This is a genomic window from Clostridium lacusfryxellense (assembly GCF_018861735.1).
GTDB classification, from domain to species: Bacteria; Bacillota; Clostridia; order Clostridiales; family Clostridiaceae; genus Clostridium_AD; species Clostridium_AD lacusfryxellense.
The window spans coordinates 26,687-53,476 of sequence record NZ_JAHLEB010000022.1 but is presented as its reverse complement, the minus strand read 5'-3'; the positions used below and the strand labels follow the sequence as shown (position 1 = coordinate 53,476).

16 protein-coding genes are annotated in these 26,790 nt (G+C 32.7%); 13 read left to right on the top strand and 3 right to left on the bottom strand.

Going from position 1 to position 26,790, the window contains the following annotated elements:
* The first annotated feature begins 47 nt into the window (after nucleotides 1-47).
* On the top strand, nucleotides 48-698 hold the full coding sequence (locus tag KPL55_RS13670) for a lysoplasmalogenase (RefSeq protein ID WP_216307290.1): 651 nt from the start codon (nucleotides 48-50) through the stop codon (nucleotides 696-698).
* Nucleotides 699-805: 107 nt separating this feature from the next.
* Here KPL55_RS13670 and KPL55_RS13665 read toward each other — a convergent pair whose 3' ends face one another.
* From KPL55_RS13665 to KPL55_RS13655, 3 genes are read right to left on the bottom strand one after another with little or no spacing between them, the layout of a single operon-like run.
* Nucleotides 806-1,234 carry an Rrf2 family transcriptional regulator gene (locus KPL55_RS13665; RefSeq protein WP_216307289.1) on the bottom strand — a complete coding sequence of 143 codons (429 nt, stop codon included), beginning with the start codon at nucleotides 1,232-1,234 and terminating at the stop codon, nucleotides 806-808.
* A gap of 52 nt (nucleotides 1,235-1,286) precedes the next feature.
* Complete coding sequence (locus tag KPL55_RS13660) at nucleotides 1,287-1,913, bottom strand: DsbA family protein (RefSeq protein ID WP_216307288.1); 627 nt, start codon at nucleotides 1,911-1,913, stop codon at nucleotides 1,287-1,289.
* Nucleotides 1,914-1,934: 21 nt separating this feature from the next.
* Complete coding sequence (locus tag KPL55_RS13655) at nucleotides 1,935-2,570, bottom strand: NAD(P)-dependent oxidoreductase (protein WP_216307287.1); 636 nt, start codon at nucleotides 2,568-2,570, stop codon at nucleotides 1,935-1,937.
* Between the two features lie 276 nt (nucleotides 2,571-2,846).
* Here KPL55_RS13655 and KPL55_RS13650 point away from each other — a divergent pair, with 276 nt between their 5' ends.
* The 12 genes from KPL55_RS13650 to KPL55_RS13595 all read left to right on the top strand — a co-directional run bounded on the left by KPL55_RS13650 (nucleotide 2,847) and on the right by KPL55_RS13595 (nucleotide 26,758).
* Nucleotides 2,847-3,440: a zinc dependent phospholipase C family protein gene (locus KPL55_RS13650; RefSeq protein ID WP_216307286.1), complete on the top strand. Its 594-nt coding sequence runs from the start codon at nucleotides 2,847-2,849 to the stop codon at nucleotides 3,438-3,440.
* 168 nt (nucleotides 3,441-3,608) lie between these two features.
* On the top strand, nucleotides 3,609-4,592 hold the full coding sequence (locus KPL55_RS13645; protein WP_216307285.1) for a beta-ketoacyl-ACP synthase III: 984 nt from the start codon (nucleotides 3,609-3,611) through the stop codon (nucleotides 4,590-4,592).
* A gap of 20 nt (nucleotides 4,593-4,612) precedes the next feature.
* Complete coding sequence (gene acpP, locus KPL55_RS13640) at nucleotides 4,613-4,849, top strand: acyl carrier protein (RefSeq protein WP_216307284.1); 237 nt, start codon at nucleotides 4,613-4,615, stop codon at nucleotides 4,847-4,849.
* A complete protein-coding gene (gene fabK / locus KPL55_RS13635; protein ID WP_216307283.1) occupies nucleotides 4,842-5,774 on the top strand; it encodes an enoyl-[acyl-carrier-protein] reductase FabK in 933 nt (310 codons plus the stop codon). Before acpP ends, fabK begins: the two co-directional genes overlap by 8 nt.
* A gap of 85 nt (nucleotides 5,775-5,859) precedes the next feature.
* Nucleotides 5,860-6,354: an acetyl-CoA carboxylase biotin carboxyl carrier protein gene (gene accB, locus KPL55_RS13630; protein WP_216307282.1), complete on the top strand. Its 495-nt coding sequence runs from the start codon at nucleotides 5,860-5,862 to the stop codon at nucleotides 6,352-6,354.
* 29 nt (nucleotides 6,355-6,383) lie between these two features.
* Nucleotides 6,384-7,730 (top strand): acetyl-CoA carboxylase biotin carboxylase subunit, encoded by a 1,347-nt coding sequence (locus KPL55_RS13625; protein WP_216307281.1) that lies wholly within the window; start codon nucleotides 6,384-6,386, stop codon nucleotides 7,728-7,730.
* Nucleotides 7,731-7,793: 63 nt separating this feature from the next.
* The gene (gene accD, locus KPL55_RS13620; protein WP_216307280.1) at nucleotides 7,794-8,681 is read left to right on the top strand and encodes an acetyl-CoA carboxylase, carboxyltransferase subunit beta; all 888 of its coding nucleotides are present in this window, start codon (nucleotides 7,794-7,796) and stop codon (nucleotides 8,679-8,681) included.
* Nucleotides 8,682-8,694: 13 nt separating this feature from the next.
* Nucleotides 8,695-9,645, top strand: a complete 951-nt coding sequence (locus KPL55_RS13615) for an acetyl-CoA carboxylase carboxyltransferase subunit alpha (protein WP_216307279.1) — start codon at nucleotides 8,695-8,697, stop codon at nucleotides 9,643-9,645.
* Nucleotides 9,646-9,823: 178 nt separating this feature from the next.
* Nucleotides 9,824-15,547, top strand: a complete 5,724-nt coding sequence (locus KPL55_RS13610; RefSeq protein WP_216307278.1) for a non-ribosomal peptide synthetase — start codon at nucleotides 9,824-9,826, stop codon at nucleotides 15,545-15,547.
* 19 nt (nucleotides 15,548-15,566) lie between these two features.
* Complete coding sequence (locus tag KPL55_RS13605; RefSeq protein ID WP_216307277.1) at nucleotides 15,567-16,730, top strand: MFS transporter; 1,164 nt, start codon at nucleotides 15,567-15,569, stop codon at nucleotides 16,728-16,730.
* A 43-nt stretch (nucleotides 16,731-16,773) separates the two neighbouring features.
* Nucleotides 16,774-25,962 (top strand): type I polyketide synthase, encoded by a 9,189-nt coding sequence (locus tag KPL55_RS13600; RefSeq protein WP_216307276.1) that lies wholly within the window; start codon nucleotides 16,774-16,776, stop codon nucleotides 25,960-25,962.
* 148 nt (nucleotides 25,963-26,110) lie between these two features.
* Complete coding sequence (locus KPL55_RS13595) at nucleotides 26,111-26,758, top strand: TetR/AcrR family transcriptional regulator (RefSeq protein WP_216307275.1); 648 nt, start codon at nucleotides 26,111-26,113, stop codon at nucleotides 26,756-26,758.
* The last annotated feature ends 32 nt before the right edge of the window (nucleotides 26,759-26,790 follow it).

Genomic DNA, 26,790 nt, shown 5'->3' with positions numbered 1-26,790 from the left:
TATGCATAAAATAAACATGAAATACCATTGGGATTATGGAGGGTTTTATGCTGACTAAATTAATAGTTGGTGGATTATTTTGTATAACATTTGTTATGCATATATTATTCACTAAAATTGAATACAATAAGGGGAGATATTTTACTAAACCATTTTTAATGCCGCTATTATTAATTTATTATATATTAAGTGTAGCAGAAGTTAACAAATTGATTATAGTTGCATTAGTATTTGGATTCATGGGTGATGTGTTTTTAATGGGGCCAAAAGGGAAAAATAATTTTATTCTTGGTCTAGGGTCTTTCCTTATCGGAAATGTTTGTTATGTTTTGCTTTTTTTACAAGGGGTTTCTTTTGAAAGAGATGTACCAGAGTGGTTTTACATTATTATACTAGTATACGTTATAGGAGCCTACACTGTTTTAAAAAAATTAACAAGGTATTTAGGGGATATGAAAATACCTACTTATATATATACAGTAGTTATTTTATTAATGAGTTTTGCTAGTTTAACACGTATTTGGAGTGTGGGGATGAGCATATCGTTCTTTCTTCCTTTTATTGGCTCATTATCGTTTTTATGCTCAGACTATATGTTAGGATTTTACACTTTTAAAGGCAGATTTAAAAACGGGAATATATATATTATGTTGACATATGTTTTGGCTCAAGTTTTAATTGTTAGTGGATATGTTTAAATAAGGGTAACTACAGAACGTGATGCCAAATCACTTAAATATAATATAGCTCTGTTTCGATGTAGCTTAATTGAAACAGAGTTATATTATAAGAAATAGTAGAAGAATTATTCAATTTTTTTATTGATATCCCCAACAACATCAAGCATAGTAACTTTGCTTAGAACATTTTCCATTGATTCTTGAGCATCAAACAAAGTGCCTTCGATAACAGATTGAATGTTTGCGCCTATGGGGCAGTTGGGGTTGGGATTTGGATGAATTTGAAACAAACCACCATCTTCAACTACCTCTACTGCTTTATATACTTCTAGTAAAGTTATATCTTCAATATGCTTAGTAAGATATGAACCGCCTGTTCCACGTTTCATATCAACAAGCCCAGCATTTTTAAGCATTCCAAGTATTCTTCTAATTACTACTGGGTTGGTATTCACACTCCCTGCAATATAATCTGAAGTGGGCAATGGATTGGCGTAAATGGATAGAATCGATAGTATGTGGACTGCTACTGTGAATCGACTACTTATTTTCATGACCAAAACCCCTTTTATCTAAAGTCTGCTTTTTAATACTATAACATAGACTTTATTCATTTAGTAGAATATTATCAAGTTCATCAAAATTGGTATAGCCTTGAGCTATGATTGTTCTTTTATTTTCTTTTTCAAGAATAAGTGTTGGAAAACTTTCTACTCCTAGTTTTTGGCCTTTGTTAAAGTATTCGAAGACCTCTTCTTGCAATTCCTGTGAAAGAAATCTTTTCTCAAAGTCTTCTTTAGAAATACCAAAACTTTCGGCAATTTTAGTATAGACAGCAATATCATTCATATCGTCCCCGTTTACAAAAAAAGCTTCTTGTATTTTTTTTAGGAAGTTAAAGGACATATCTCTGTTTATTTTTTGAAATAGAGCCACTGCTTTTGCACCTGGCATACTATCGAGAACTCTACCGCTTCCATCTAATACGTTTTTATTAAAAGATTCACCGAAACGAATATTAGTTAAAGCTTCCACTCTAATATTGCTAGTTTTTATAAATTCACCTAAATGAGGGTCCATTTTTTTAACCTCATCGCCTACCCACATACCACCAGGTATGATTTCGAAGTCATATTTATCTTTATGTTTTTGATGGATTTTAGTAATAACATCACTAAAACCATAACACCAGCCACACATTGTATCCATAACATAATATATTTTGTTTTTCATATTTTTAAACCTCCTAAAATATTAGTATCCGATAGTAAATCTTTCACGAGAAAATTTTGGATTTGCAACTTCATCAAGAAGTGCAATTGCATAATCCTCAAAAGAAATTTTACTTGAACCTTGATCATCTACAATTAAATTATCTTTGCCAAGTTTGTATTTTTCAGTTTTATTTCCAGATTCAAATAGGGCTGCCGGACTTAAAACTGTCCAGTCTAGTTCAGTTTCATTTTTATAGAGTTCTAAGGCATCAGCATGTGCTGAACTTATTGGTTTCCAATCAGTAGGAAAGCTTGCTGAATCACTCAATTTCAATCCGGGAGCCACGTAAAGACTTCCTGCTCCGCCTATAGAGATAAGTCGATGTACTAGAGCTTTCTTTGTTGCATTTATTAGATTTTTAGTAACAGAAAGTAAACTATCTTCTGCGCCTAACTTAGGACCAAAGGCACTAATAACAACGTCATTTCCTTTTATCGCATTTATTAAACTTTTTTCATCAAATGCATCTGCCTGAGTTATTTTTAGTTTCTTGTGCCCATTTACATAGTTAGATTTATTATGGACAACTGCTGTAACGTCATAATTTCTTGATAGAGCTTCATTTAAAATCACTTTACCTACATTCCCATTTGCACCTATTATTACTATTTTCATATATATCATCCTTCCGATTTTAATTTTAAGCATTAAGTTATTAGAGTATACTTGTTGATGTAACTGTGTCGATTACAATTGCTGTTGTACTCATTATAGTTACAACGATAAAGTTTGTCAATAGTTTTTTTGATTTAATTTGGTGATAATAAAATAAGGTAGACGACATTAAGGCGGATATTTATCTTTAACAATAAGATAACCATACCTTAACCCAATCTAAATTAAATTTACATTAATTTGAGTTAAAATATAAGCATAGGGAGGTGTAATTCTATGATAGTTGATACCCACTTATTTATATCTCAAATCTTATACAAGCACATTTCAAAGCAAACGAATTTTAAACTAAACAGGTTAGCATTTGCATATGGCAATATAAAACCGGATTTCACTAATAAGGACATTAATATGGAACACACATTAGATGAAAGCTTAAACATTCTTAATAAATATTCAGAATTATTAATGAGTAAAAGTATTTCAAACAGGGAATTTTCAATAGCCTTAGGAGTAACATGCCACTTTGCATGCGATTATTTTTGTATATATCACAGAGATGGGAATGATAAGAAAGGTGCATTTGAACATTTGTTTTATGAATTAATCTTACATGTAAAGTTAATAATGCTATTTACTCGCGGTAAGATAAATCTTAACAATATTTATATGGATGGAAATAGTGTAGAAGAATTAGCGCTTACGTTACAAAAAAAATACAATTCAGAGCCAAAGAGCTTAACGAGAGACATAACTAATGCATTAATTGCCTCATCTCAAATATCAAAACTAATAGTATGTTCAAGTCAATTGCTTATCCAGCAAAAGAGAATTAATATTCCTGAAAAATTACTAAAATATACTTTATAATAGAAGACTGTTATTACAAAGCTTAGCAATGTAATAACAGTTTTTTTTATACGTTTTAACATAAACATATAGAAAACTTAACCTAATGTTAATTATTAAATTATATAGTAGATATAGGTCAAAATTTTAAGGAAGGCTATTTTCTGCTAATGAAGGAGGAATTAATTAATGAAAGAAGTACAAATAATTGGGACAGGAAGTTATGCTCCTCTAAACATAATGACTAATCATCAATTATCAGAAATTGTAGATACTTCTGATGAGTGGATTGTATCTATGACGGGCATTAAGGAAAGACACATATCACAAGGCGAAAATACTTCAGATTTAGCAACAAAGGCTGCTATTTGGGCTTTAAAAGATGCCAAGGTTAAAGCCACAGATATAGATTTAATAATTCTTGCAAGTACATCACCAGACCAGTTTGTACCAGCAACTGCGTGTATTGTTCAAGGGAACATCGGAGCAGTTAATGCTATGGCATTTGACATATCAGCAGCATGTACAGGGTTTATATTTGCCCTTAATATTGCAACGCAGTTTCTTAGAACGGGTAAGTGCAAAAGAGCTTTAATAATAGGGGCTGAAGTGTTATCAAAGATCGTTGATTGGACAGATAGAAATACTTGCATACTGTTTGGAGATGGTGCTGGAGCGGCAGTGCTTGAGTCAGGAAACACTCGAGGGATTATTTCTATTAATTCAGCTTCAGAAGGGTATAAAGGAGAGGTTTTAACTTGTCCAACTGTAGATGTGAAAAATACTTTTACTAAAGGACATGACAATTTTAAAGCTACAATAAGTATGGATGGTAAAGAGATTTTTAAATTTGCAGTAAAAACTATTGCCAGTAGCATAAGTGAAATTTTAGATGAAAATAATTGTACGCTGGATGATATTAAGTATGTTGTTTGCCATCAGGCGAATTTCAGAATAATAGAGTTTGTTGTTAGGAAACTTACGGCTGATAAAGATAAATTCTTTGTGAATCTAGATAGATATGGAAATACTTCAGCAGCAAGTATTGCTATAGCACTTGATGAAATGAACAAAAATAATTTAATTACAACTGGAGATAAAATTATACTTGTAGGATTTGGTGGTGGATTAACCTATGGAGCTTCATTAATAGAATGGACAATTAATAAATAAAATTTTAGGAGGAATTATTAATGGTATTTAAAAAAGTTAGAAGTGTAATAGTTGAACAATTAGGAATAGATGCAGCAGAGGTTAAAATGGAGGCAAAATTTGCAGAAGATTTAGGTGTAGATTCTCTTGAAATATTTGAAATAGTAATGTCACTTGAAGAAGCATTTGAAATAGAAATACCTAATGAAGATATAGAAAACATTAAGGATATAAAAGGAATAGTAAAATACATAGAAGGAAAATTATCAAATGTTTAATTCCATATTTTTTAAAGATTTAGGTGTAAAATATCCAATAATTCAAGGTGGCATGGCTTGGGTTGCAGATAGTAGCTTAGCATCGGCGGTATCTAATGCAGGTGGACTTGGTATTATAGCTGCAGCCAATGCACCAGTTGATTATATAAGAGATGAAATTAGAAAAGCAAAGAAATTAACAGATAAACCGTTTGGTGTTAACATAATGCTTTTAAGTGAGAATGCAGAAGGAATTGCACATCTTGTATGTGAAGAAGGTATTAAAGTGGTTACTACAGGTGCAGGAAATCCTGGAAAATATATGGATCTTTGGAAGTCTCATGGGATTAAAGTAATACCAGTAGTAGCTTCTGTTGCGCTGGCTAAGCGTATGGAAAGAGCAGGGGCAGATGCGGTTATTGCAGAAGGTTGTGAATCAGGAGGACATATTGGCGAACTTACAACTATGGCACTTGTTCCTCAAGTAGTTGATGGAGTTAATATCCCAGTAATTGCAGCAGGTGGTATAGGTGATGGACGTGGGGTTGCTGCTGTATTTATGCTTGGAGTACATGGAGTTCAAGTAGGAACAAGGTTTTTAGTAGCAAATGAATGTACAATACATGAAAATTACAAAAATAAGATACTTACTGCCAAGGATATAGATTCAGTTGTTACAGCAAGATCTACTGGTCATCCTATTAGGGTTTTAAAAAATAGGTTATCAAGGCAATTCCAAAAGCTGGAGAAGGAAAACGCCTCATTAGCAGCCTTAGAAGAACTCGGACGCGGATGTCTACCAAAAGCGGTAAAAGAAGGCGATATAGAAATGGGATCTATTATGGCAGGACAAATCGCAGGACTTGTAAAGAAAGAGCAGAGTTGCAAAGAAATTATAGAAGAAATGTTTAATGAGGCAAAAGAAACTATTAATAAATTTATATAGCAACTTAATATGTTATGTCAAATTCCTTTGGATTTGGTGGGCACAATGCTACTATAATATTAAAAAAATGGGATGGTAGATAATTATGGATTATAAAAATATTCAAGAGTTAATAAAGAGCGTTAGTGATTCGCAAATTACTTCTTTTGAAATCGACACAGAGGGTATTACAATAAAGATGGAGAAAAAGGAGCAACAGGTGGTGCTAGAAAGAATTCCGTTACATACTCCACCTGTAGAGCAAGTTATTAATGAAACATTAACATTGAGGAATATAGAAGCTCCTGAAATGTATATAGGAAAACTACAAAATGCTGCGCTGATTATACCCGAAGAAAATATATTTATAGTTAAATCGCCTATTGTGGGAACTATGTATTCTTCGCCTAGTGCTGAATCTAAGAATTTTGTAAAAGTTGGCTCTAAGATTAAAATTGGAGACACACTTTGCATTCTAGAAGCTATGAAGCTTATGAATCAAATTGAAAGTGAAGTAGATGGGGAAGTTGTAGAAGTGTTAGTTTCTAATGAAGATATTATTGAGTATGGACAACCATTATTTAAAATAATGCTTAAGTAAATAATTTAAGTGCAGGGAAGGTAAATAATATGTTTAAGAAGATATTAATTGCTAATAGAGGTGAGATAGCAGTAAGAATAATTCGGGCATGTAATGAAATGGGTATTCAAACTGTGGCAGTATACTCTGATATTGATAAAGATGCCCTCCATACCCAAATGGCAGATGAGGCTATATGTATAGGACCGGCTAAATCTAAGGATAGTTATCTAAATATGCAAAACATCTTAAGTGCTACAGTGCTTACAGGTGCAGAGGCAATTCATCCTGGTTATGGGTTTTTATCTGAAAATAGTAAATTCGCTCAAATGTGTGAGGAATGTAATATAAAATATATAGGACCAAGTTCTGAAAATATTGACAATATGGGCAATAAGTTAAAGGCGAGAGAGATTATGATAAAGGCTTGGGTTCCAGTCGTTCCTGGTTCTGATGGAGAGATTGCCACGCAAGAAGATGCAATAAGTTCTGCCGAGAAAATTGGGTACCCTGTTATGATAAAAGCTTCGGCAGGTGGTGGAGGACGAGGTATAAGAGTTGTTAAAAAAGTAGAAGATCTTATACTCGCGTACAATACTGCTAAAGCAGAGTCAAAAACTGCTTTTGGTGATGACACAATGTACATGGAGAAATTCATTGAAGAACCAAGACATATAGAATTTCAAATACTAGCAGATGAACACGGAAATGTTATTCATCTTGGTGAGCGTGATTGTTCCGTCCAAAGGCGAAATCAGAAGGTTATAGAAGAGGCTCCGGGATACTCTATGACGCAGGAACTTAGAAAACAAATGGGTGAGGTTGCAGTTAAAGCCGCAAGCTCTATTAATTATAAAAATGCTGGCACTATAGAGTTTTTATTAGATAAGTATGGAAAATATTATTTCATGGAGATGAATACACGCATTCAAGTGGAGCATCCAATAACTGAGATGATCACTGGAGTAGATTTGGTTAAAGCTCAAATAAGAATTGCATCAGGTGAATTACTTTCTTATAAACAAGAGGATATAAAAATTGAGGGTCATGCTATTGAATGTAGAATTAATGCAGAAAATCCCAATAAAAATTTCATGCCTTGCCCTGGAGTTATAAAATCAATTCATCTTCCAGGAGGATACGGAATCAGAATCGATAGTGCTGCCTATCAAGGTTACAAAATTCCACATACATATGACTCTATGATAGGAAAACTTATTGTGTTTGGAAAAGATAGAGAAGAAGCAATACGAAAAATGAGAAGGGCCCTCAGAGAATTTATAATAGAAGGCGTCGATACAAATATAGATTTTCAATTTAAAATATTAAATAACCAAAATTTTATAAATGGAAACTTTGATACTAGTTTCATTAATAAAGAGTTCCAAAATCTTTAAGAAATATATATTTTTCATTCCATAAATTATATTATAGGTATGTCTTTAGAAAGGGGTAGCAATATGTTTGAGTTTAAACGTATATTTCAAAGGAGCAAATACATTGAGGTTAAGAATTTAGGGAATGATGGTGAGAAAAAACCTAATATCCCATCAGGAATGTGGATTAAATGCGAAACTTGTGGAGAAATACTTTATATTAAGGATTTAGAGAGTAGTATAATGACCTGTGAAAATTGTAGAAATCACTTCAGAATTGGGTCTAGAGATAGAATAGATTATACAATAGATAAGGGTACTTTTATAGAATACGATGAATTCATGGTTTCAGATAACCCTATAGATTTTGAAGGGTACCCGGATAAACTCCAAAATCAACGTGTTAAAACTTTACTAAATGAAGCTGTAATAACTGGAGAAGGAAAGATAGGTGGTCGTGATATCGTAATTGCAGTAATGGATAGTAATTTTATGATGGGAAGCATGGGATCTGTTGTTGGAGAGAAAATTACAAGGGCTATAGAAATAGCAACAGAAGATGAAAAACCTATTATTATATTTACGGCCTCAGGAGGGGCTAGGATGCAAGAGGGTATTTTCTCACTAATGCAAATGGCTAAAGTAAGTGCGGCAATTGCAAGGCATAATGAGAGCGGATACCTTTATATAACTGTTCTTACAGATCCAACTACGGGTGGAGTTACAGCAAGTTTTGCTATGCTTGGAGATATAATTCTAGCAGAGCCTAATGCATTAATAGGTTTTGCAGGTAAAAGAGTTATAGAGCAGACATTAAAGCAGGAATTACCCGCTAATTTCCAGAGGGCTGAGTTTCTGCTCCAAAAGGGTTTCATAGACAAGATAGTGGATAGAAAAGATATGAGGGATACTTTAACAACAATATTAAAAATTCATTCGCAAATACCAGAGGAAGACAAAAGCAACGTATAGGGAGTGAGGTTTTATGGCAACTTTACCTTTTGAAAAGTACATTAGTGAACTTAAAAGTAAAATAGATGAACTAAAAAAATTAGCTGCGGAGCAAGATATGGACTTAGAAAAAGAAATAAATCAGATGGAAGATAAACTCTATAATATGCAAAAAGAATCTTATAAAAATCTAACTGCATGGGATAAGGTATGCATTGCAAGACTTGTAGAACGTCCAACCGCACTTGATTATATTAATCGAATATTTAGTTCATTTATGGAACTACATGGGGATAGGTATTATGGAGATGATGCAGCTATTGTTGGTGGAATCGCAGAATTCAACGGTATGTCTGTAACGATTATAGCTCAGCAAAAGGGAAATAACACAATTGAAAACATAGAGAGAAATTTTGGTATGCCTAGTCCTGAAGGATATAGAAAGGCTTTAAGACTTATGAAACAGGCAGAAAAATTTAAGAGGCCTGTTATTTGTATTGTAGATACTCCAGGAGCATATTGTGGCCTAGGAGCAGAAGAACGAGGTCAAGGCGAGGCAATTGCTAGAAATCTTATGGCCATGTCAAATTTAAAAACACCAGTAATTTCAATTGTTATAGGAGAAGGTGGAAGTGGAGGAGCTTTAGCTATGGCGATAGCTGATGAGGTTTGGATGCTTGAGCATGCAGTTTATTCTATTTTATCGCCAGAGGGTTTTGCCAGTATATTATTTAAGGATGCTAGCCTAGCTAAGCAAGCAGCTATTACAATGAAAATAACAGCGCAGGATTTAATTACCTTTGGAATAATAGATAGAATCATAAAGGAACCACTAGGTGGAGCTCACACTAATGTAGATGAGATGGCGTTATGCATAAAACGTAATCTAGAAGAGGCTATTAATAGGTTAACTCGGGAACCTATAGAATCTCTACTCACCAAGAGATATTATAAATTCAGGAAAATCGGTAAGGTAGTAGAATAATGTTTAATAATTCTTAACATAAACATATTGAAACCTTAACGTAAAATTAATTATTGAATTATATACTATAACTAGAAAAACATTCATTTTTACAGGAAACAAACAACTTACATTAAACGCCACCTCACAATTTTTAAGAATTTTTTAAATTACTTAATTTATGAAAGGGGAATATAAAATGTATACTAGAAAGATTAACCCTATTGATATCAAAATACAAGTATATGAGCTTATTTCTAATGTAACTGGACATAAAACAATAGATCTTGATTGCGAAATGTATCTTGAAAGTGACTTAGGAATTGATTCAATAAAAATGGTAACATTAATGAATCAGCTAATGAAAATTGTACCAGAGGAGTTACTAGAGGATTTTACATCTAGGTATCCTATAACATATTTAATGGCTCTTCAAACTATAGGTGAAATTGTTATTATGTTTGAGAGTTTTTACAATGTGGAGACATTGAGTAAAAATGAAAAAGAAGATCTAGTTATTTTGAATTCTCAATATCCATTTCTGGTATCTTATTGGTCTGTGGGAACATTGACTATTTGCTCTGGTGTAAAAATCGAAGGTCCTCTACATTTAAATTTCTTACAGGAGAGCTATCTTGAACTAGTAAAAAGACACCCTAGTTTATGTTCTGAGTTTAAAGCGGAGGGTGAAGCAAAAAGTTTTAAAGACTATAAACTCACTGTATATAGTAACCCTATATTGCCTGATATTGAGGTAGTTGATATAAGAGATTTTGCGAAGGAAGTTATAAATAAAACAATAAAGGAAACTATTGAAGAAATTTTGAATAAACCTTTTAATATTTTTGAATTCCCACTACATAAGTTTATGGTTATTCAAGTAAGTAATACCCAATATGAGTTAATATTTGCAAATAATCACTTGGTTTCAGATGGCCTTGGTAATCAGCAGATAATTAGAGAGATGCTAGAAATTTACTCGTCAAAGTTGAGGGGTGTTAGTGTTAAGCTACCTAAAATATTACAAGTGCCCGATTATAATCAAGTGGTTTCAGAAATAAATAGTTGGAATAATCCTAAAGAAAATGAAAGTCTAGAGAATTATATAAAAACTTATGGTAAAACAAAATACAAATTCAATCCTTTTAACGATGATAATGCTATAAATGAGATTGCAAGGGTTAAAACACAAAAATATTGGATAAGTAAGTCTGTTACTAGTCTCCTAATAGATAAATCAAAAGAACTTAGAGTTTCTTTATTTACGCTTTTAGTTAGTTCATATCTAAAATCCTTATCACAACTGGATGAGTCAAGTAGCAAAGCAATCTTAAATTTGCCTACTGGTGGTAAGGTATATCCTAGTATTGATGCAACAGGACTTATAGGTTGCTTTGCACAGAATATGTCATTATGTTTTAATTTGGAAGATACTAATGAGAACTGGGATACATTTGTAATGAAGGTAGATGCAGAAATTAAAGAAAAAATATCTTCAGGAATAGATAAAGCTCAAACCTATGTTACAGCCAAAATGGCAAAAGAGCAGGATATGCTTCAAAATGGAAAAATGCCTAAAACGACAGCGGCTATTGTGCGTTCAACTTTAAAATCAAATTTATATCTTTCTTTCGTTGGTAATACTAGAATTAATGAAAAATATGGTGATTTAAATATAATTGATTATGAAGCATATACATCTACTAATGTAGGTACTATAGATAATCTTATCGAACTATTTCAAAATCAAATTCTTATTACATCAAATTATGATAGTCTACACTTCAAAAAAGACAATATCGATCTATTAATCCATAAATTTATTGATAATCTTAATTCCCTTGCAAATCATAAAACAGAATCCAAGGATAAAAATCTAAAAACAAATAGTTTAAAAAATATAGCGTTACTCCAAGAAATTCTGAAAACAACTCAAGAAGTTTGTTGTACAACTATAAGTCAAGATGATGTAAATAGGGATTTGGAGTCAGATTTTGGCGTCGATTCACTGCAGCTTATCCGTATAATAACAAGAGTTTGTAAGGCACATGGAGGAGCCAATAAAAATTCTCTTTTTGGATGCAGAACAATAAATGAAATGGCATCATTAATTGAATTAGGTAACGACGTTCGATGGGAGAATGAAGCTATAATAAAAATTAATAAAGAAGAAGATATAGATCAAATTTCATACAAGCAAATTCCATACAAGCAAATCATGAAACAATGCATGCTTACGCCCAGTGCCCCAGCTATTATATACCAAGGTGAAATAATAACATACAAAGAGCTCGATAACTCATCAAACAGGATTGCTAATTATTTGAGAAATCAAGGTGTTAAAAGAGGATCTCTAGTTGGAATAATGGCACTTCCTGGTCCTATTATGATTATTGGTATGATTGGTATTATGAAATCTGGTGCGGCTTATGTACCGGTTGATCCTGCTTATCCAACTGAACGTGTTGAATATATACTTAAAAGCGCAGGTATAGAAGTTATGCTTACTGAGCATGCGTTAAAAGATAAGTTAAAAGATCTATTAAAGGAAAATGCTACTATAAATACCCTGACATACTTGGATTATGGCACTCCTATGGATTCAATATATAATTATAAGCAAGTTTTAAAGGAAGAATGGGAAAATACGGCTGATAGTGAACCTGAATTTATAAATTTACCTGATGATTTAATGGTGGTCCTATATACTTCAGGGTCAACAGGAAATCCTAAGGGAGTTATGCTTGGGCACAAAGGTTATATGAATAGGTTAAAATGGCATCAAGATACATTTAAGCTAAAACCAGGAGAACGTGTAGCGCAAAAAACATCATGTTGTTTTGATATATCTGTTTGGGAACTATTCTGGCCTTTAATGTATGGTGGAACTGTATGTCCAGTGCGCTCTGATGTCGTAAAAAATCCATGGGGCCTTGCGGAGTGGTTAATAGATTCAAAGATAAACATAATGCATTTTGTACCATCATTATTTGGTGAATTTGTGAATGCTTTAGAAGATGATAATTATAATTTTGTGGATTTAAGATGGCTAATTTTTAGTGGAGAGGCTCTTCCAATGTCAATAATGCAAAAATGGGTAGACAAACATAGTATGTCTATAGGTCTAGCAAACCTTTATGGACCTACAGAGGCATCTATTGACGTAACCTGCCACATAATTGAAAAGAGACCTGGAGCAGATGGAGAAAACAGCATTCCAATAGGTAAGCCAATTTCTAATGTCTTTATAAAAAATCTAGACGCAAATATGAAAGAACTTTCTGATGGAGATATAGGGGAACTTTGGATTGGCGGTATTCAAATTGCCAAGGGATATAAAAATAATAAACAAAAAACAGATGAAGCATTTAAATCTAATCCATTTAGTGATGTTCCAGGAGAATTTTTATATCGAACTGGTGATTTAACCACAAGGCGACAAGACGGAAGTTATGAATATCTTGGACGAATTGATAACCAGGTAAAAATAAGAGGATTTAGAGTTGAACTAGGGGAAATTGAATCAGTTCTTGGAGGTCACCCTAGCGTAAATGAGGCTGCGGTAATCGCGGTGGACTATATTGAGGGTCAGAAACAATTAATTGCGTGGGTTAGCGGAAATAAAGTAAATGATAACGAACTAAAAGAATGTATATCAAAGAAACTACCTTATTATATGATTCCTCACCATTTTGAGTGGATAAACATTTTGCCAAAAACTCCTAACGGCAAGCTTAATAGAAAGGCTTTGAACGAATTATCTCAAAGAAAGCTAAAAGGCGGGAATGTTAATAACTTAGAAATAAATGAAATACCTCTAGCACCAGCACAAAACTGGTTAATGAATTATTTCGATCATCCATATCAGTGGACTGGATATACAAGATTTTTGTATAAACAGCCTCTAGATTATACACTCTTTAATAAGGCGCTTTCTATATTAACTAATAGTCAGGATGTTTTAAGAAGTGTATTGGTTAGTAGTGATAGAAAGTGGACACAGAAATTTTTACCTGGGGATCAAGTGGTACAAGCAGATTTCTATGAAGGTACTAATATGAATGAAGAGGAAAGAAATAATGAGGTAAAAGATTTAACTGATAAAATTATTTTAGGACTCGAAGTAGACAAATGGCCTCTTTGGAAAGTGATTGTTATAAAGATAAATAATTCTACTTATGATATTTCTATAATTGGACATCACCTTATTTCTGATCTTATAACAAATCAAATTTTGTTCAAGGACATTTGGAAAATCTATGGACAACTAATGCTCGGGGCTCAAGATGTTGAACTTGAAAATTCAAAATCATATAGAGATTTTGTTAAACATGTTGAAGTGGAGAAAAAGAATAATTGCTATCAATATGTGGATTACTACAAAAAACAATTCCCATCAGAAATGTATTCTTTTAAAATCCCTACAGATTTTAACTTAGGTAATAATACTGAGGAATCAACTAAAGCAGAGTGTTTTACTTTAGATAAATTTGAAACAAGGCAGCTACAGACAACAGCAAAAAGATATTTTGGGGCAAATGTATATCCCATCATACTTGCTCCACTCTATAAAATGTTACAAAAGTTATATAACAAATCATGGGTTGTAGTTAGCCACAGAGTGAGTGGACGAGACCTAGGTGGCGATAACACTTTCTTTGAGACAGCAGGCAACTTTGCAGTTAACTATCCACTTGGAATTACCATTGGTCACAACGAAGAATGGACAGAGACGGTCCATAAGATAACAAAAGCAATAGATAGTGTCCCACTGAATGGTGTAAGTTATGATTTAGTTTCTGATAATTTACCTACCTATTTGTATCCTGATTTAAATATATCCTCTATACGGGCAAATTACTTAGGGAACAGAGATATTCCAAAGTATGATGTATTTGAGTTTTCTAAAGATGAGATTGATAAAAGGTATTCGCATCCTGAGCAAAAGAGAATTTCATCAATTGAGTTCTTTTTCTCTATATCAGGTGGTGAATTAAATTTAGAAATAGAATACTCTAAGAATATGTACAGTGAGGCTACTATTAATGCACTTGGTTGTGAATATATTAAATCTACCAAGGATATGATTTCTTATATTAATAAACAGGAAAAACCACAGGAACGTAGATCTTTAGAATCACTTTCAATAATTGACGAGAAACATGGTAGTTTATTTGGAAAAGTTGTGATTATAACTGGTGGAGGTAGAGGAATTGGAAGAACTATCGCTATTGAAATGGCTAAGGAAGATGCTCAAATAGCTATTATATCTAGAACGGGAAATGAGCTAAAAGAAACAGAACTAAAAATTCAAAAGATGGGCGGTAAAGTTATATCTATAACAGCGGATATTAGTGACTATAATCAAGTTCGCCAGGCTGTTAGTAAAGTTATTTCAGAGTTTGGGAAAATAGATATCCTCGTAAATAATGCAGGTATAACAAAGATGGAATCTTTTACTGAGGCTAATGAGGCTGAGTGGAAGAAAATAGTAGAAGTTAATTTATTTGGTACCTTTAATTTATGCCACTTGGTTGTTCCACACTTAGTTAAACAAAAGTCAGGGAAAATAATTAATTTAGGCTCTGATTCATCATTTATTGGATATCCACTAATGAGCGCCTATACTGCATCTAAGCATGCAATTATTGGACTAACCAAATCTCTTGCTGAAGAGCTTAAGCCAAGTAACATTCAGGTAAACTCAATATGTCCTGCTTTTGTGGATACTGATATGGCCCCAAGTGCATTTAGGAAGAAGGCTATGCCACCTGAGAAAGTTTCAGATCTAGTTATATTCTTAGCTTCGGGAAAATCTGACTATATTACTGGTGAAGCAATCAAGCTATTTGGCAAGCAAGATATGTATTGGTTTGGTTCAGGGCAGATAGAAGCAATTACAGCAGTACTTAAGAAAAGGTAAGGAGGTAATGCAGAATATTATGGAGTTAAGAGAGAAAATACATTTGGTGTTCGGAAATAATAAATGGGTTCTTTATATAGTAGGTTTATTAATTGGAACTGCACTGGGGATCATTAATCCCCTTGCGTCCACCCACTTAGAGAAGAACAACGTAGGGAATATATGGATTGGCACAATTTCTTCTTCTTTTTTTCTTTTCATGTCAATAGGTTCAATTATTATAAGTAAAAAAATGAAAGATAAGAATATTAAGGTATATATTTTAGTAGGTTCGTTAATTGCTGCTATGGCCTGTGGCATTTTTCCTCTAGTTTCAAATCTATATATACTGCTTTTACTTATGATAACTATGGGATTTGGGATAAGCTTCAATATAGTGGTAGTTCAAACAATGGTTCAGAATTTAGCCGAGGCTGGTACAAGAGGAATAGTAAGTGGATTATATTCATTCTATTTTGCTATAGGTTTTGTACTTAGTTCCATTATAGGTCCACAGCTGTATATATCTAAAAGTTGGATCCCTTTTATGATTCCTATAGTTACTCTCATATTATGTCCAATAATTTTAAATTATAATTTTAGTGAAGGGTTAATATTTCCTGAGAAATCAAAAGGAAATGTATTAAAAAAAGTATCTATTGGACTTCAGGGTGCCTTTGCATATGGATTTACAGAAACCACATTAATTACGTTATATCCTATTTTTCTTCTTCATCAAGAGTATAGCTTAACTAATCTTGGATATGCTTTGGGAATATTTGTAGTAGGAAGTATAGTCGGTACTATTCCTATGACTTATATTTCAGATAAGTATTCACGCGTGAATACTTTAATAATTATTATTTTTATATCGGTATTCACGATTTCAGGAATTATAATTTCTGATAGTTTTGTTATAAGATTAATTTTTTCGTTTTTATCTGGTCTTGTTATTGGACCTATATACCCACTATCGCTTGCAGTTACAGTCCAAAACCTTCGTAAAGAAGAGATACCGTATGGGACTTCATTATTTACTTCTTCATATGGAATTGGATCTACAGTGGGACCGCTAATTTCATCAACGGCTATGAGTTTGCTAGGAGATGGCTATATTTTTAGTGTATGTATATTAATTTTTGTTATATTTCTTTTTACAAGATATATGAAAAGAGGCAAATATGGATTAAAGGTAGCTGCCTAAATATTATTGTGGACTGAAAAACTATTATTAAGGAGATGCGCAAATGAATAATAAGAAAGTAAATAAAGCTAATAAGGATATGAAAATGTCAATTTCCAGTGGAAAACCTATTACGGGCGTGTATTGCGACAAAATGAACATTGGTAACTTACTAATAGAGGCCGCAACAAATCAAAAAGATAAGGGCATAATGTTTATCCAAAATAATGATGAAATCTTTATTACATATGAACAGTTATTAGAAAAATCTATATACTGTTTAGGAAAACTTCAAGAAAATGGGTTAAAACAAGATGATTATGCAATTCTGTCCTTTGAAAATAACATTGATTTTGCTGTTAGCTTTTGGGCTTGCATAATTGGAGGAATTATACCTGTACCAATTACACCTCCCTCATCATTTAAGGGTAAAAGTGCTTCCCTAGAAAAGATTATAAATGTATGGAATATACTAGAAAAACCACAAATAATAAGTGACGTAGCTATGATTAATGGTATGAAAAACAACAATGTATATTTAGACTGTGCAAGTATGTCAATACTCGATGTCGCAACTTTAAGACAAAGTTCGATTAAAGGAACAATCAATATGTCCTCCTCTGACACGCCAGCTTTGATACAGTTCAGCTCAGGGAGTACTAATACGCCTAAAGGAGTTATTTTAACACATAAAAACTTATTGACTAATATAGAAGCAATCATTGTAGCCGCTGATTTCACTACAGAGGATAGGTTTCTTTCATGGATGCCTTACTATCATGACATGGGTCTAATTGGTTGTCATTTAACATTAATTGCTTTAGGTATGTATCAGATAAATATGCATCCAGTAAGTTTTGTAAAAAGGCCAACCAGATGGTTTGATTTAATTTCAGAGCATAAAATTACTTTAACTTCTAGTCCTAATTTTGGATATAGATTACTTCTTAAAAAGTTAACAGATAAACATCTTAAAGCTTGGGATCTAAGCTCTTTGAAATTGATTTTTAATGGAGCGGAACCTATTTCTGTACCACTAGTTAAAGAATTTATGGAAAAATTAGCTGTATGTAATTTACATGAGACAAGTATGTATTTGGTGTATGGAATGGCAGAGGCATGTTTAGCAGTTACTTTTCCAATTGCTAGATCTATTCCTGAAAGTCATTGTATTAGCAGAAATAGTCTTATAAACAATTCAATAGCAGAGGAAATTGATGAGCTCGATATTGATTCTTATCAAGTGGCTAATGAGGGATATCCTGTTCCTGGGATGGAAGTTCGTATAGTAGATAAAAAAGGTAAAGTAGTAAAAGAGAAAAATTTAGGAGAAATACAAATAAAAGGTGACAATGTTACTTCTGGTTATATTAATAACCCAGAGGCAACCCTTAAATTCTTTCAAGACGGTTGGTTAAAAACTGGAGATATTGGTTTTATGATTGATAAGAAATTATGTGTAACAGGTCGTATTAAGGATATAATTTTTGTGAATGGACAAAATTTCTTTGCACATGATATCGAATCTAAACTAGAAGAAATTGATGGGGTAGAGCCTGGAAAAGTTGTGGTATGTGGATGGCATGATGAAAAGGAAGGACGAGAAAAGATTGCTATATTCTCTGCACTTCGCGTTAATAAGGATAATTTTATAAACTTTTACTCAAACATACTTAAGAAAATAAACGAAGCTTTTGGAATTGTTATTGAGTATGTTATTTTAACTAAAATTATTCCTAAGACTACAAGTGGTAAAGTTCAACGTTTTATGCTTGTAAAGTCATTTCTGAATAATGAGTATGAGGATGATACATTTACGAATGACGAATTATTATTTAATATAGAGGAAAAGGCTCAGGAAGATGAAACGTATAAACCTTTAATAAAAAGTGTTAATGCAGATAAAATACGTGAGATCTGGAGTGAAATATTAGATAAACCAGCAGTAAATATAGGATATAATCAACCTTTTTTAACACTGGGGGGAACATCAATAAAAGCAGTTCAAGTTTTAGGAATGCTGGAAGATGAGTTAGAAGTAACTTTAAGCCATGAACTACTTATTAATTGTAAAACTATAAATGATATGGATGAATATATTAGAAACTTGAATAATGTAAATATCTTAGAAAATAATATAACAAAACCATATCATGATTTAATGGACCAGGATGAGGATATAGCAGTAATAGAAATGTCTTGTCGTTTCCCTGATGCATCCAGTCCAGAAGAATTTTGGGATAATATAGTAAAAGGCAAGTGCAGTATTAGTGAAATACCAGAAGATAGATGGGATATAAATCAATACTACAGTCCTGATGTTGACCCTACAAAAACCAATTGTCGTACTGGTGCATTTCTAGATAATCCTTTTGAATTTGATGCACATTTTTTTAATATATCTGACGAGGAAGCGGCTGTTATGGATCCTCAACAACGGATTATCTTGGAATTAGCATTTGAAATACTCGAGAGAGCAGGATATTCTAAGCAAAAAATAAGTGGGAAGAGTTTAGCTCTATTTATTGGTGCTAGTACAAATGCATACTACGAATATCACTTAAATACTTTAAAAATGTTAAATTTAAAGAACTTTGATAGTATTACTTCACTTACTAATGAGCAACAAGAGTCCATACTTAAAGAATGGAAGAATAAATTTGGTGTAACTGATTTTCACCCTAATCTACTTGTAGATAATATTTTGAATATGATTGCAGCTAGAACTTCTCAAGAACTAAATTTAAAAGGACCTAGTATAGTGGTTGATACAGCTTGCTCATCTTCTATAGTAACTATTCATATGGCATGTGAATCTCTAAGGCGAGGCGAATGTGAGCTTGCGATAGCTGGAGGAATCAACCTTTTGCTTACGCCCACCCCATATATTTACCTTAGTAATGCTGGCGCTTTATCAACAAGCGGGGTATCAAGAGTTTTTGACGCTAAGGCTGATGGTCTTGTTCCTGGCGAAGGTGCAGGTTTAGTACTTCTAAAACCTCTTAAAAAAGCAATAGCTGATAATGATAAAGTTCTTGCTGTTATTAAAGCAAGTGCAATAAATAATGATGGACATTCTATAGGAGTTATGGCACCTAATCCTGATGGTCAGCGCGAAGTAATCGAATCTTTGTATGTAGATAATGGATTTGATCCTAAGGATATACAATATGTAGAAGCTCATGGTACTGGTACAAAAATTGGGGATCCAAGTGAAGTTAGAGCTCTAGACAGTGCTTTTAAAAGATGGAATCCTAAAGCTAATTCTATAGCCATAGGTTCAGTTAAAGCAAATATCGGACATCTTTTAAATAGTGCAGGTATAGCTAGTTTTATTAAGGTGGTACTTGCCTTAAACAATAAAATTATGCCTCCTAATGTGAATCTAAGTGAACTTAATCCATCCATTAAATTTGATAAAACTCCTTTTTATACTATTTTGGATGCAAAGAAATGGGATGTAGCACAGGGAGTTTCTAGAAGAGCGTCAATTAATTCCTTTGGCTTTGGTGGTACTAATTGTCATATGATTGTTGAAGAGGCAAAGGAGTTAGTTAAAACAAAGGTTGAAAATAAATTTGAAAGACCTAATAATGTTTTATGTCTTTCTGCAAATACAAAAAAGTCATTAGAACAAAAAATAGTTAATTTAGTCCAGTATCTTAAAATTAATAATGAAAAGAACCTAGGAGATATATGCTACGCTGAAAATCAATCAAGAAGTTTGTTCAAATACCGCGTTAGTATGGTTGCAGAGTCTTGCGATGATTTGTTAAATAAACTACAAGATGTGAATTTAGATAATACTAATGATAAGGCGCGTTGTATTGCATTGATGTTTACTGGGCAAGGTGCACAGTATGTTGGAATGGCAAGAGATTTATATGAGAACTTACCTATATTTAGAAGTTATATCCAAGAGTGTTCTAATGAATTTTACCCTTATCTTAACGAAAAGCTAACTGATTTAATTTATAGTGATAAAGCAGATAAAGACATTCTTGCTCAGACAAATATTACACAACCTGTAATTTTTGCTATTGACTATGCATTTGGAAAGCTTTTTATGGATCTAGGAGTAAGACCCGCATATATGATTGGTCATAGTGTTGGTGAATGGTCAGCCGCGTGTCTTTCAGGTGTAGTGAGTCTACATGACGCTGCAAAAATAGTAACTGCTAGAGGAAAACTTATGGATGAGTTAAAATCATCTGGTGGTATGTGTGCAGTATTTACAACAGGTGTCATTATTGAACAATTACTTAAAGATTTTGATGGTGATGTTTGGATCGCTGCTTACAATGGGACACATCAAGTAATATCAGGAGAACTTAATTCAATAGACAAATTTTGTGAATTGTTATTTAGTAAAGAAATAGGATTTAAAATACTAGATGTTTCTCAAGCTTTTCATACACCACTTATGAATCCAATTTTAGATGATTTTAGGAAAGTGCTTGAGACGATAACGTTTAATTCTCCTCAAATACCTATAGTGTCAAATATAACAGGAGAAATAATGGATAAACCTTTTGACGTAGATTACTGGATTAAACATATTCTTGCATCTGTAAAGTTCGAGCAAAGTATAAAATTTTTATCAGATAACTTAGTAGATGTTTTAATTGAATGTGGTCCTGGTAGTGTTCTCGCAGGAATGGCAAGAGGTATACAAACTAGCAATAATAAAACTATTTTGTTATCTTCGGATCGAAAGAAAGATGCTTTTGGTACATGTTTAGGAGCCCTAGGAACATTATTTTCTTTAGGAGTTAACATAAACTTTGAAAAATTGGAAACTGGTATTGGTTATGATAAAGTTCAATTACCATTATATCCATTCCAAAGGAAGACATATAAACCCGATTTCGGAACAGAAAGTGCTAAAGTTCCAAAAAATTGGTTTTATAATTGGAACTGGACATTAGAAACTGCAAAGCCTACTAACTCATTTCCTTTAGGAAATATAATAGTATTTGATGATGGAAACGGCTTTAGCGAAGAATTAACATCAATAATTGATTCGCAGGAAAACAGAATCTATGTTGTTAATTCGGGAGTTGAATATAGTTATGACTCTAATAGAAACTTTACAATTAATCCACTTCTAGAAAGTGACTATATTAAGCTTTTTAAAGATATACCTGGATCTATAGCTGCAGTAATACATCTTTGGAATTTAAAGAGGTTGAACTTCAATAAAGAATTTGTATTTGATGATATGGTAATGCAAGAAGATATTTATAGCGTATTAAACATTGGTAAGGAATTAGCAAAACTTGAGGCTAGCGATATTAAATTATTACTGGTTACAAACGGTGGTATACCAGTAAGTGAAAATTATAAAATGCTTAATCCTCATCAATCAGTTGCTGTAACTTTAGCACTTGCAATAGACGAGGAAAATACTTCTATAAATTCATATTGCATAGATATAGATAAAAAAGAGTATAAATCGAGTAAAGAACTTGCGTTAGCATTATTTAATGAGATGACATGTGAATTAAATAATGAAGGAATAGTAGTTATTAGAGATGGAGCTCGGTATATTAGAGATTTGATAAGCATAAAGCAATTAGATAAATTATCAAATATTGAATTTAACGATGGTGAAACTTACTTGATTACAGGGGGAGTTAGTCCTGTTGGTGGGGAAATTGCAAAAGCATTTGCAAAAAAAGCAAAAATCAATCTAGTTTTAACCGGACGCGAAATGTTACCACTCAGAGATGAGTGGGACAAAGAAGTATCTAATAATAGTAAATTCACGAAAAAGATAAATTTGATTTTAAAGCTTGAAGAAATTGGAGCAACTGTTACTTATGAAGCTGTAGATGTTACAAATATGGATGACATGGAAGCTCTTATAATAAGAGTAAATGATGTTTATGGACAAATTCATGGAGTTATTCATGCAGCGGGTACATGGGATTCTGTAACCTTTAAACTTATAGAAAAAGAAATGGATACTATAAATAAAGTGTTACAACCTAAAGTGCAGGGAACGGTAATAACCGATTTTGTTACAAGAAAAGAGCCACTTAAGTTCTTTGTTATGTTATCATCAGTGTCTTGCACGCGTAAGGCTTGGTCAGCGGGTCTTGGTGATTATGCTGCGGCAAATTCATTTATGCCAGCATACGGCTTTTATAGGGAATCCCAAAATGCTCCTGGAAGAACTTTAACATTAAATTATTCCTTATGGTCTAAAACCGGAATGGGATCGGGGCTTGGCGACATTGCATTAAATGCTATTAAAGCTCAAGGGTTAAATCCTCTTCCAAAAGAAAAAGCTGTGGAAGCTCTAATGATTGCACTATCAAATGAAAGCACGCGGGTGATACACATTATTGACAAGATTGAAATTGCAAAAGAGAATAAATACTCACATATTAAAGTTAATACAATTGAAGGTAATGTACTCAAAGTTAATACAATAGATTTTGAGAAAGTGAAAAATATTAAAGATACTGTTTATGGAGTTATTGCTAAGGAACTCGAAGTAGATATGGAAACCCTAGATATAGGACAGAATTTTGTTGATTTAGGTTTGAATTCACTTGGAGCGGTTAAAGTTATGGAAAGTCTAAGGAATTGTCTTGGGATAGAATTATATCCTACATTAATATTTGAATATCAGACTCCGGATTCATTAGCAGAGTACATTGAGAAAATCTATTCAGCAGGTTTTGAAGAAGTAGCAGCATCAAAAATAGATATTCTAGAAAAAAATAATCTTTCAGATGAAAAGATAAAGGATATAGCAATAATTGGTGCAAGCGTTAGAATACCAGGAGCGAATACTTTAAATGAATATTGGAACATTCTCGAGACTGGCAAATGTGTAATATCAGAAGTTCCAACTGGAAGATGGTCATCAAAAGATTATTTTAGCACCGATGTAAACTCTTCGCATACATCATATACAAAACATGGCGGATTTATTGATAAGCCATATGACTTTGATCCATTATTCTTTGGTATGTCCCCAAGTGAAGCTGAAGTTACTGATCCACAGCAGAGGATTTTCCTTGAAATTGCATGGGAGGCACTACAACAAGCTGGTTATGGAGGAAGATATAGATCAAAAGAGATTGGAGTTTTTGTAGGATGTGAACAAAGCACCTATGCAGAGCACTTTGCAAATTACAGAACTTATATGGAACTAAAAAAAGACTTATCGTTTAATACTAAGTTTAATAATATAAGCAGTGAAGAGAGAAATAGCATAATGAATAGCATTTTAAATGTTTTACAACCAGCAAAGATGGTGCCTGACGCAGTAGCCGGTAATAGTTTAAATGAGGTTGCAGCAAGGGTAAGTCATTGTCTTGATCTTACAGGTCCAAGTTTAACAATTAATTCAGCTTGTTCATCATCACTATCTGCATTACATTTAGCATGTGAAAGTATTAGATCAGGTAATAGTAAAATGGCCATAGTTGGAGGCGTAAACTTGAATCTTAGTCCTACTCCCTATGTGGGACTCAGCAGAATATCAGCCTTATCGAGTACAGGAATTTGTTACCCATTTGATAGTAAAGCTAATGGTATGGTACTCTCAGAAGGGGCAAGTGTTGTACTATTAAAGCCTCTGGCTGATGCGATTCGTGATAAGGATAACATAATGGCCGTAATTAAAGGTTCTGCAATTAATAATGATGGACATTCCCAGGGTATAACAGCTCCAAGACCTATGGGACAAGCAGAAGCAATACGGAAGGCATATCAAGATTCAAATATAAATCCAGAGACCATATCTTATGTGGAAACTCATGGTACTGGAACACCCTTGGGTGACCCTATTGAAATTGAAGGACTAACTCATGCTTTCCGCTCTTTTACAGCAGAAAAAGGATTTTGTGCTATTGGGTCAGTTAAATCGTCTATTGGGCATATGTTATCAGCATCTGGAATTACAAGTTTAATAAAAGTAGTTCTTGCACTTAAGAATAAAACTATACCACATACTATTAACTATGATAAGTCAAGCACTAACACTAACATAGATTTTGCAAATTCTCCTTTCTATGTTGCAAGTGGTAAGAAAGTGTTGTGGAAAGGTAGTGGCGATAATCCTTTAAGAGCAGGGGTAAATGCTTTTGGATTTGGAGGAACCAACGTTCATGTGGTCTTGGAAGAAGCTCCTATCCAAATGGAATATGAGGAGGAAAAGCCTCCATATATACTTCAGTTAACTGGTAGAAATAAAGATATTGTGAAACAGATAGCTATTAATTTAAGGAATCACGTTGAAGAAAATCAAGGCTTAAGTGTAGCTTCAATTTGCTTTACAATGAATAATTCACAAAAAGAATTAAGTACTAAGACAGCAGCAATAGTAAGATCCAGGAAGCATTTATTAGAGGTACTTACCTCAGTTGGAAACGGTGAAAATATAAATGGAACTTTTGAAGGACGATCGAATCCTAATCGTGAAACGAAGGCGTATCTTCTATTGGATGGTAATATAAAAATAGATGAAGATCATAAACATGACCTATGCTCGCGTTATGTTACCTTTAGAGATGCATACAAGGAATGTATGGATAAATACAAATCTTTTGAAAACAACAATGTTGAAGAGGCTGAGCGTATAAACTCTTTTGCAACTCAGTATGCACTCGGTGTTCTTTTAAGTGATTTTGATTTAAGAATTTATGGAATGATAACAAAAGGTACAGGTATCGCAGCTGCGGCAGTCCTAGCTGGGTTAATAAATCTAGACAAAGCTATGGAGCAAATTATCAGTAATAACATTACAGAGAATTTTACTAGCACTGATAAGAATAAAAATGCAGTTTATCTAAATTGTCCAATACTTACGCCTTCGGGAGTTATTGAAGAAAAGTTAGATATTCACGGTGTAGTTATTTACCCTGGTAACATTAAGCAAATCGAAAATAATGAATTGTGCGATGATAAATCATTTACCTTGGTTGAGATGAATATTAATGAAAATCCAGTGGAATCTATTATCACGGCATTAGCTAAGATTTATACACTTGGAAGCAGGTACAATCCGAACAAACTGTTTTCGAAGATGGAGAAAAAAGTTGCATTACCTACTTACCCTTTTGAAAATGAAACTTATAAAGTGTCTATTGAAGAAGAGGTAACTTTAGATAACTCTGATTTGGATAACACGAGTCAAAAGAAAATGTTAAAAATAGATATAAATCATACACTTTCTGATGTTGAAAGAAAATCAAGTAGTAATGAGTTAGCAAATGACTTAAAGATGTTTAGTTAGTTATATAAAAGGGAAGTTGTAATGGTGGCGGCTTCCCCTTTATTATTATTATTATTATTATATTATTGACATTTTAGACACAATGCATATACTTATAGTATACAAAGTAAACTTAAGGTTTATCTAGTGAAGTGGAGGAGTAGTTGCTATGAGTATTACACAACGTAAGGAAAAAGAACATTTAGTTCGTAAAAATGACATGATAAATGCAGCAGAAAGGGTTTTTTTCGAGAAGGGTTTTGAAAATTCAACAATGGATGATATAGCAAAGTCGGCTGGATTTACTAAAAAAACTATATATTCATATTTCAAAAGTAAAGAAGAATTATATTATGAAATTATGTTATTAGGGTTTAAAACATTAAATGATTTATATGATAAAACTATAAGCAAAAATACTGATAAAACTGAAATTGAAAATATAAAAGAATTAGGTCATACTTTTGTTAGTTTCAGTAGAGATTACCCCGGGTATTTTAAAGCAATTTCAGATTATGAAAACAAAGATTTTGATTTTCAGGTTAATGATAGCCATTCATTAATAAAAGACTGTTATATTGCAGGTGAGTATTCCTTTAATCTCTTAAATAATTGTATTATTAATGGAATAAAGAAGGGTGAGATATTAGCTAGTACAGATTCTAATTTAGTTTGTATTATGCTTTGGTCAACTATGTTAGGTCTTATTGGACTAATCAATAAAAAAGAAAAGTATATTAAAACTTATCATAATAAAGGAACTGAAGAATTAATGGATGATGGATTCGAACTTTTATTAAGAGCTATAAAAAAGTAGAGGAGAATTAATTATGTTGAATATAAAAAAAA

Excerpts from the sequence above, each read along its gene's own strand:
- KPL55_RS13650 (WP_216307286.1), top strand. The coding sequence starts at position 2,847 with ATGATAGTTGATACCCACTTATTTATATCTCAAATCTTATACAAGCAC.
- KPL55_RS13615 (WP_216307279.1), top strand. The coding sequence starts at position 8,695 with ATGGCAACTTTACCTTTTGAAAAGTACATTAGTGAACTTAAAAGTAAA.
- KPL55_RS13605 (WP_216307277.1), top strand. The coding sequence starts at position 15,567 with ATGGAGTTAAGAGAGAAAATACATTTGGTGTTCGGAAATAATAAATGG.
- KPL55_RS13655 (WP_216307287.1), bottom strand. The coding sequence starts at position 2,570 with ATGAAAATAGTAATAATAGGTGCAAATGGGAATGTAGGTAAAGTGATT.
- fabK (WP_216307283.1), top strand. The coding sequence starts at position 4,842 with ATGTTTAATTCCATATTTTTTAAAGATTTAGGTGTAAAATATCCAATA.
- KPL55_RS13665 (WP_216307289.1), bottom strand. The coding sequence starts at position 1,234 with ATGAAAATAAGTAGTCGATTCACAGTAGCAGTCCACATACTATCGATT.
- KPL55_RS13595 (WP_216307275.1), top strand. The coding sequence starts at position 26,111 with ATGAGTATTACACAACGTAAGGAAAAAGAACATTTAGTTCGTAAAAAT.
- KPL55_RS13600 (WP_216307276.1), top strand. The coding sequence starts at position 16,774 with ATGAATAATAAGAAAGTAAATAAAGCTAATAAGGATATGAAAATGTCA.
- KPL55_RS13670 (WP_216307290.1), top strand. The coding sequence starts at position 48 with ATGCTGACTAAATTAATAGTTGGTGGATTATTTTGTATAACATTTGTT.
- accD (WP_216307280.1), top strand. The coding sequence starts at position 7,794 with ATGTTTGAGTTTAAACGTATATTTCAAAGGAGCAAATACATTGAGGTT.
- accB (WP_216307282.1), top strand. The coding sequence starts at position 5,860 with ATGGATTATAAAAATATTCAAGAGTTAATAAAGAGCGTTAGTGATTCG.
- KPL55_RS13660 (WP_216307288.1), bottom strand. The coding sequence starts at position 1,913 with ATGAAAAACAAAATATATTATGTTATGGATACAATGTGTGGCTGGTGT.
- KPL55_RS13645 (WP_216307285.1), top strand. The coding sequence starts at position 3,609 with ATGAAAGAAGTACAAATAATTGGGACAGGAAGTTATGCTCCTCTAAAC.
- KPL55_RS13625 (WP_216307281.1), top strand. The coding sequence starts at position 6,384 with ATGTTTAAGAAGATATTAATTGCTAATAGAGGTGAGATAGCAGTAAGA.
- acpP (WP_216307284.1), top strand. The coding sequence starts at position 4,613 with ATGGTATTTAAAAAAGTTAGAAGTGTAATAGTTGAACAATTAGGAATA.
- KPL55_RS13610 (WP_216307278.1), top strand. The coding sequence starts at position 9,824 with ATGTATACTAGAAAGATTAACCCTATTGATATCAAAATACAAGTATAT.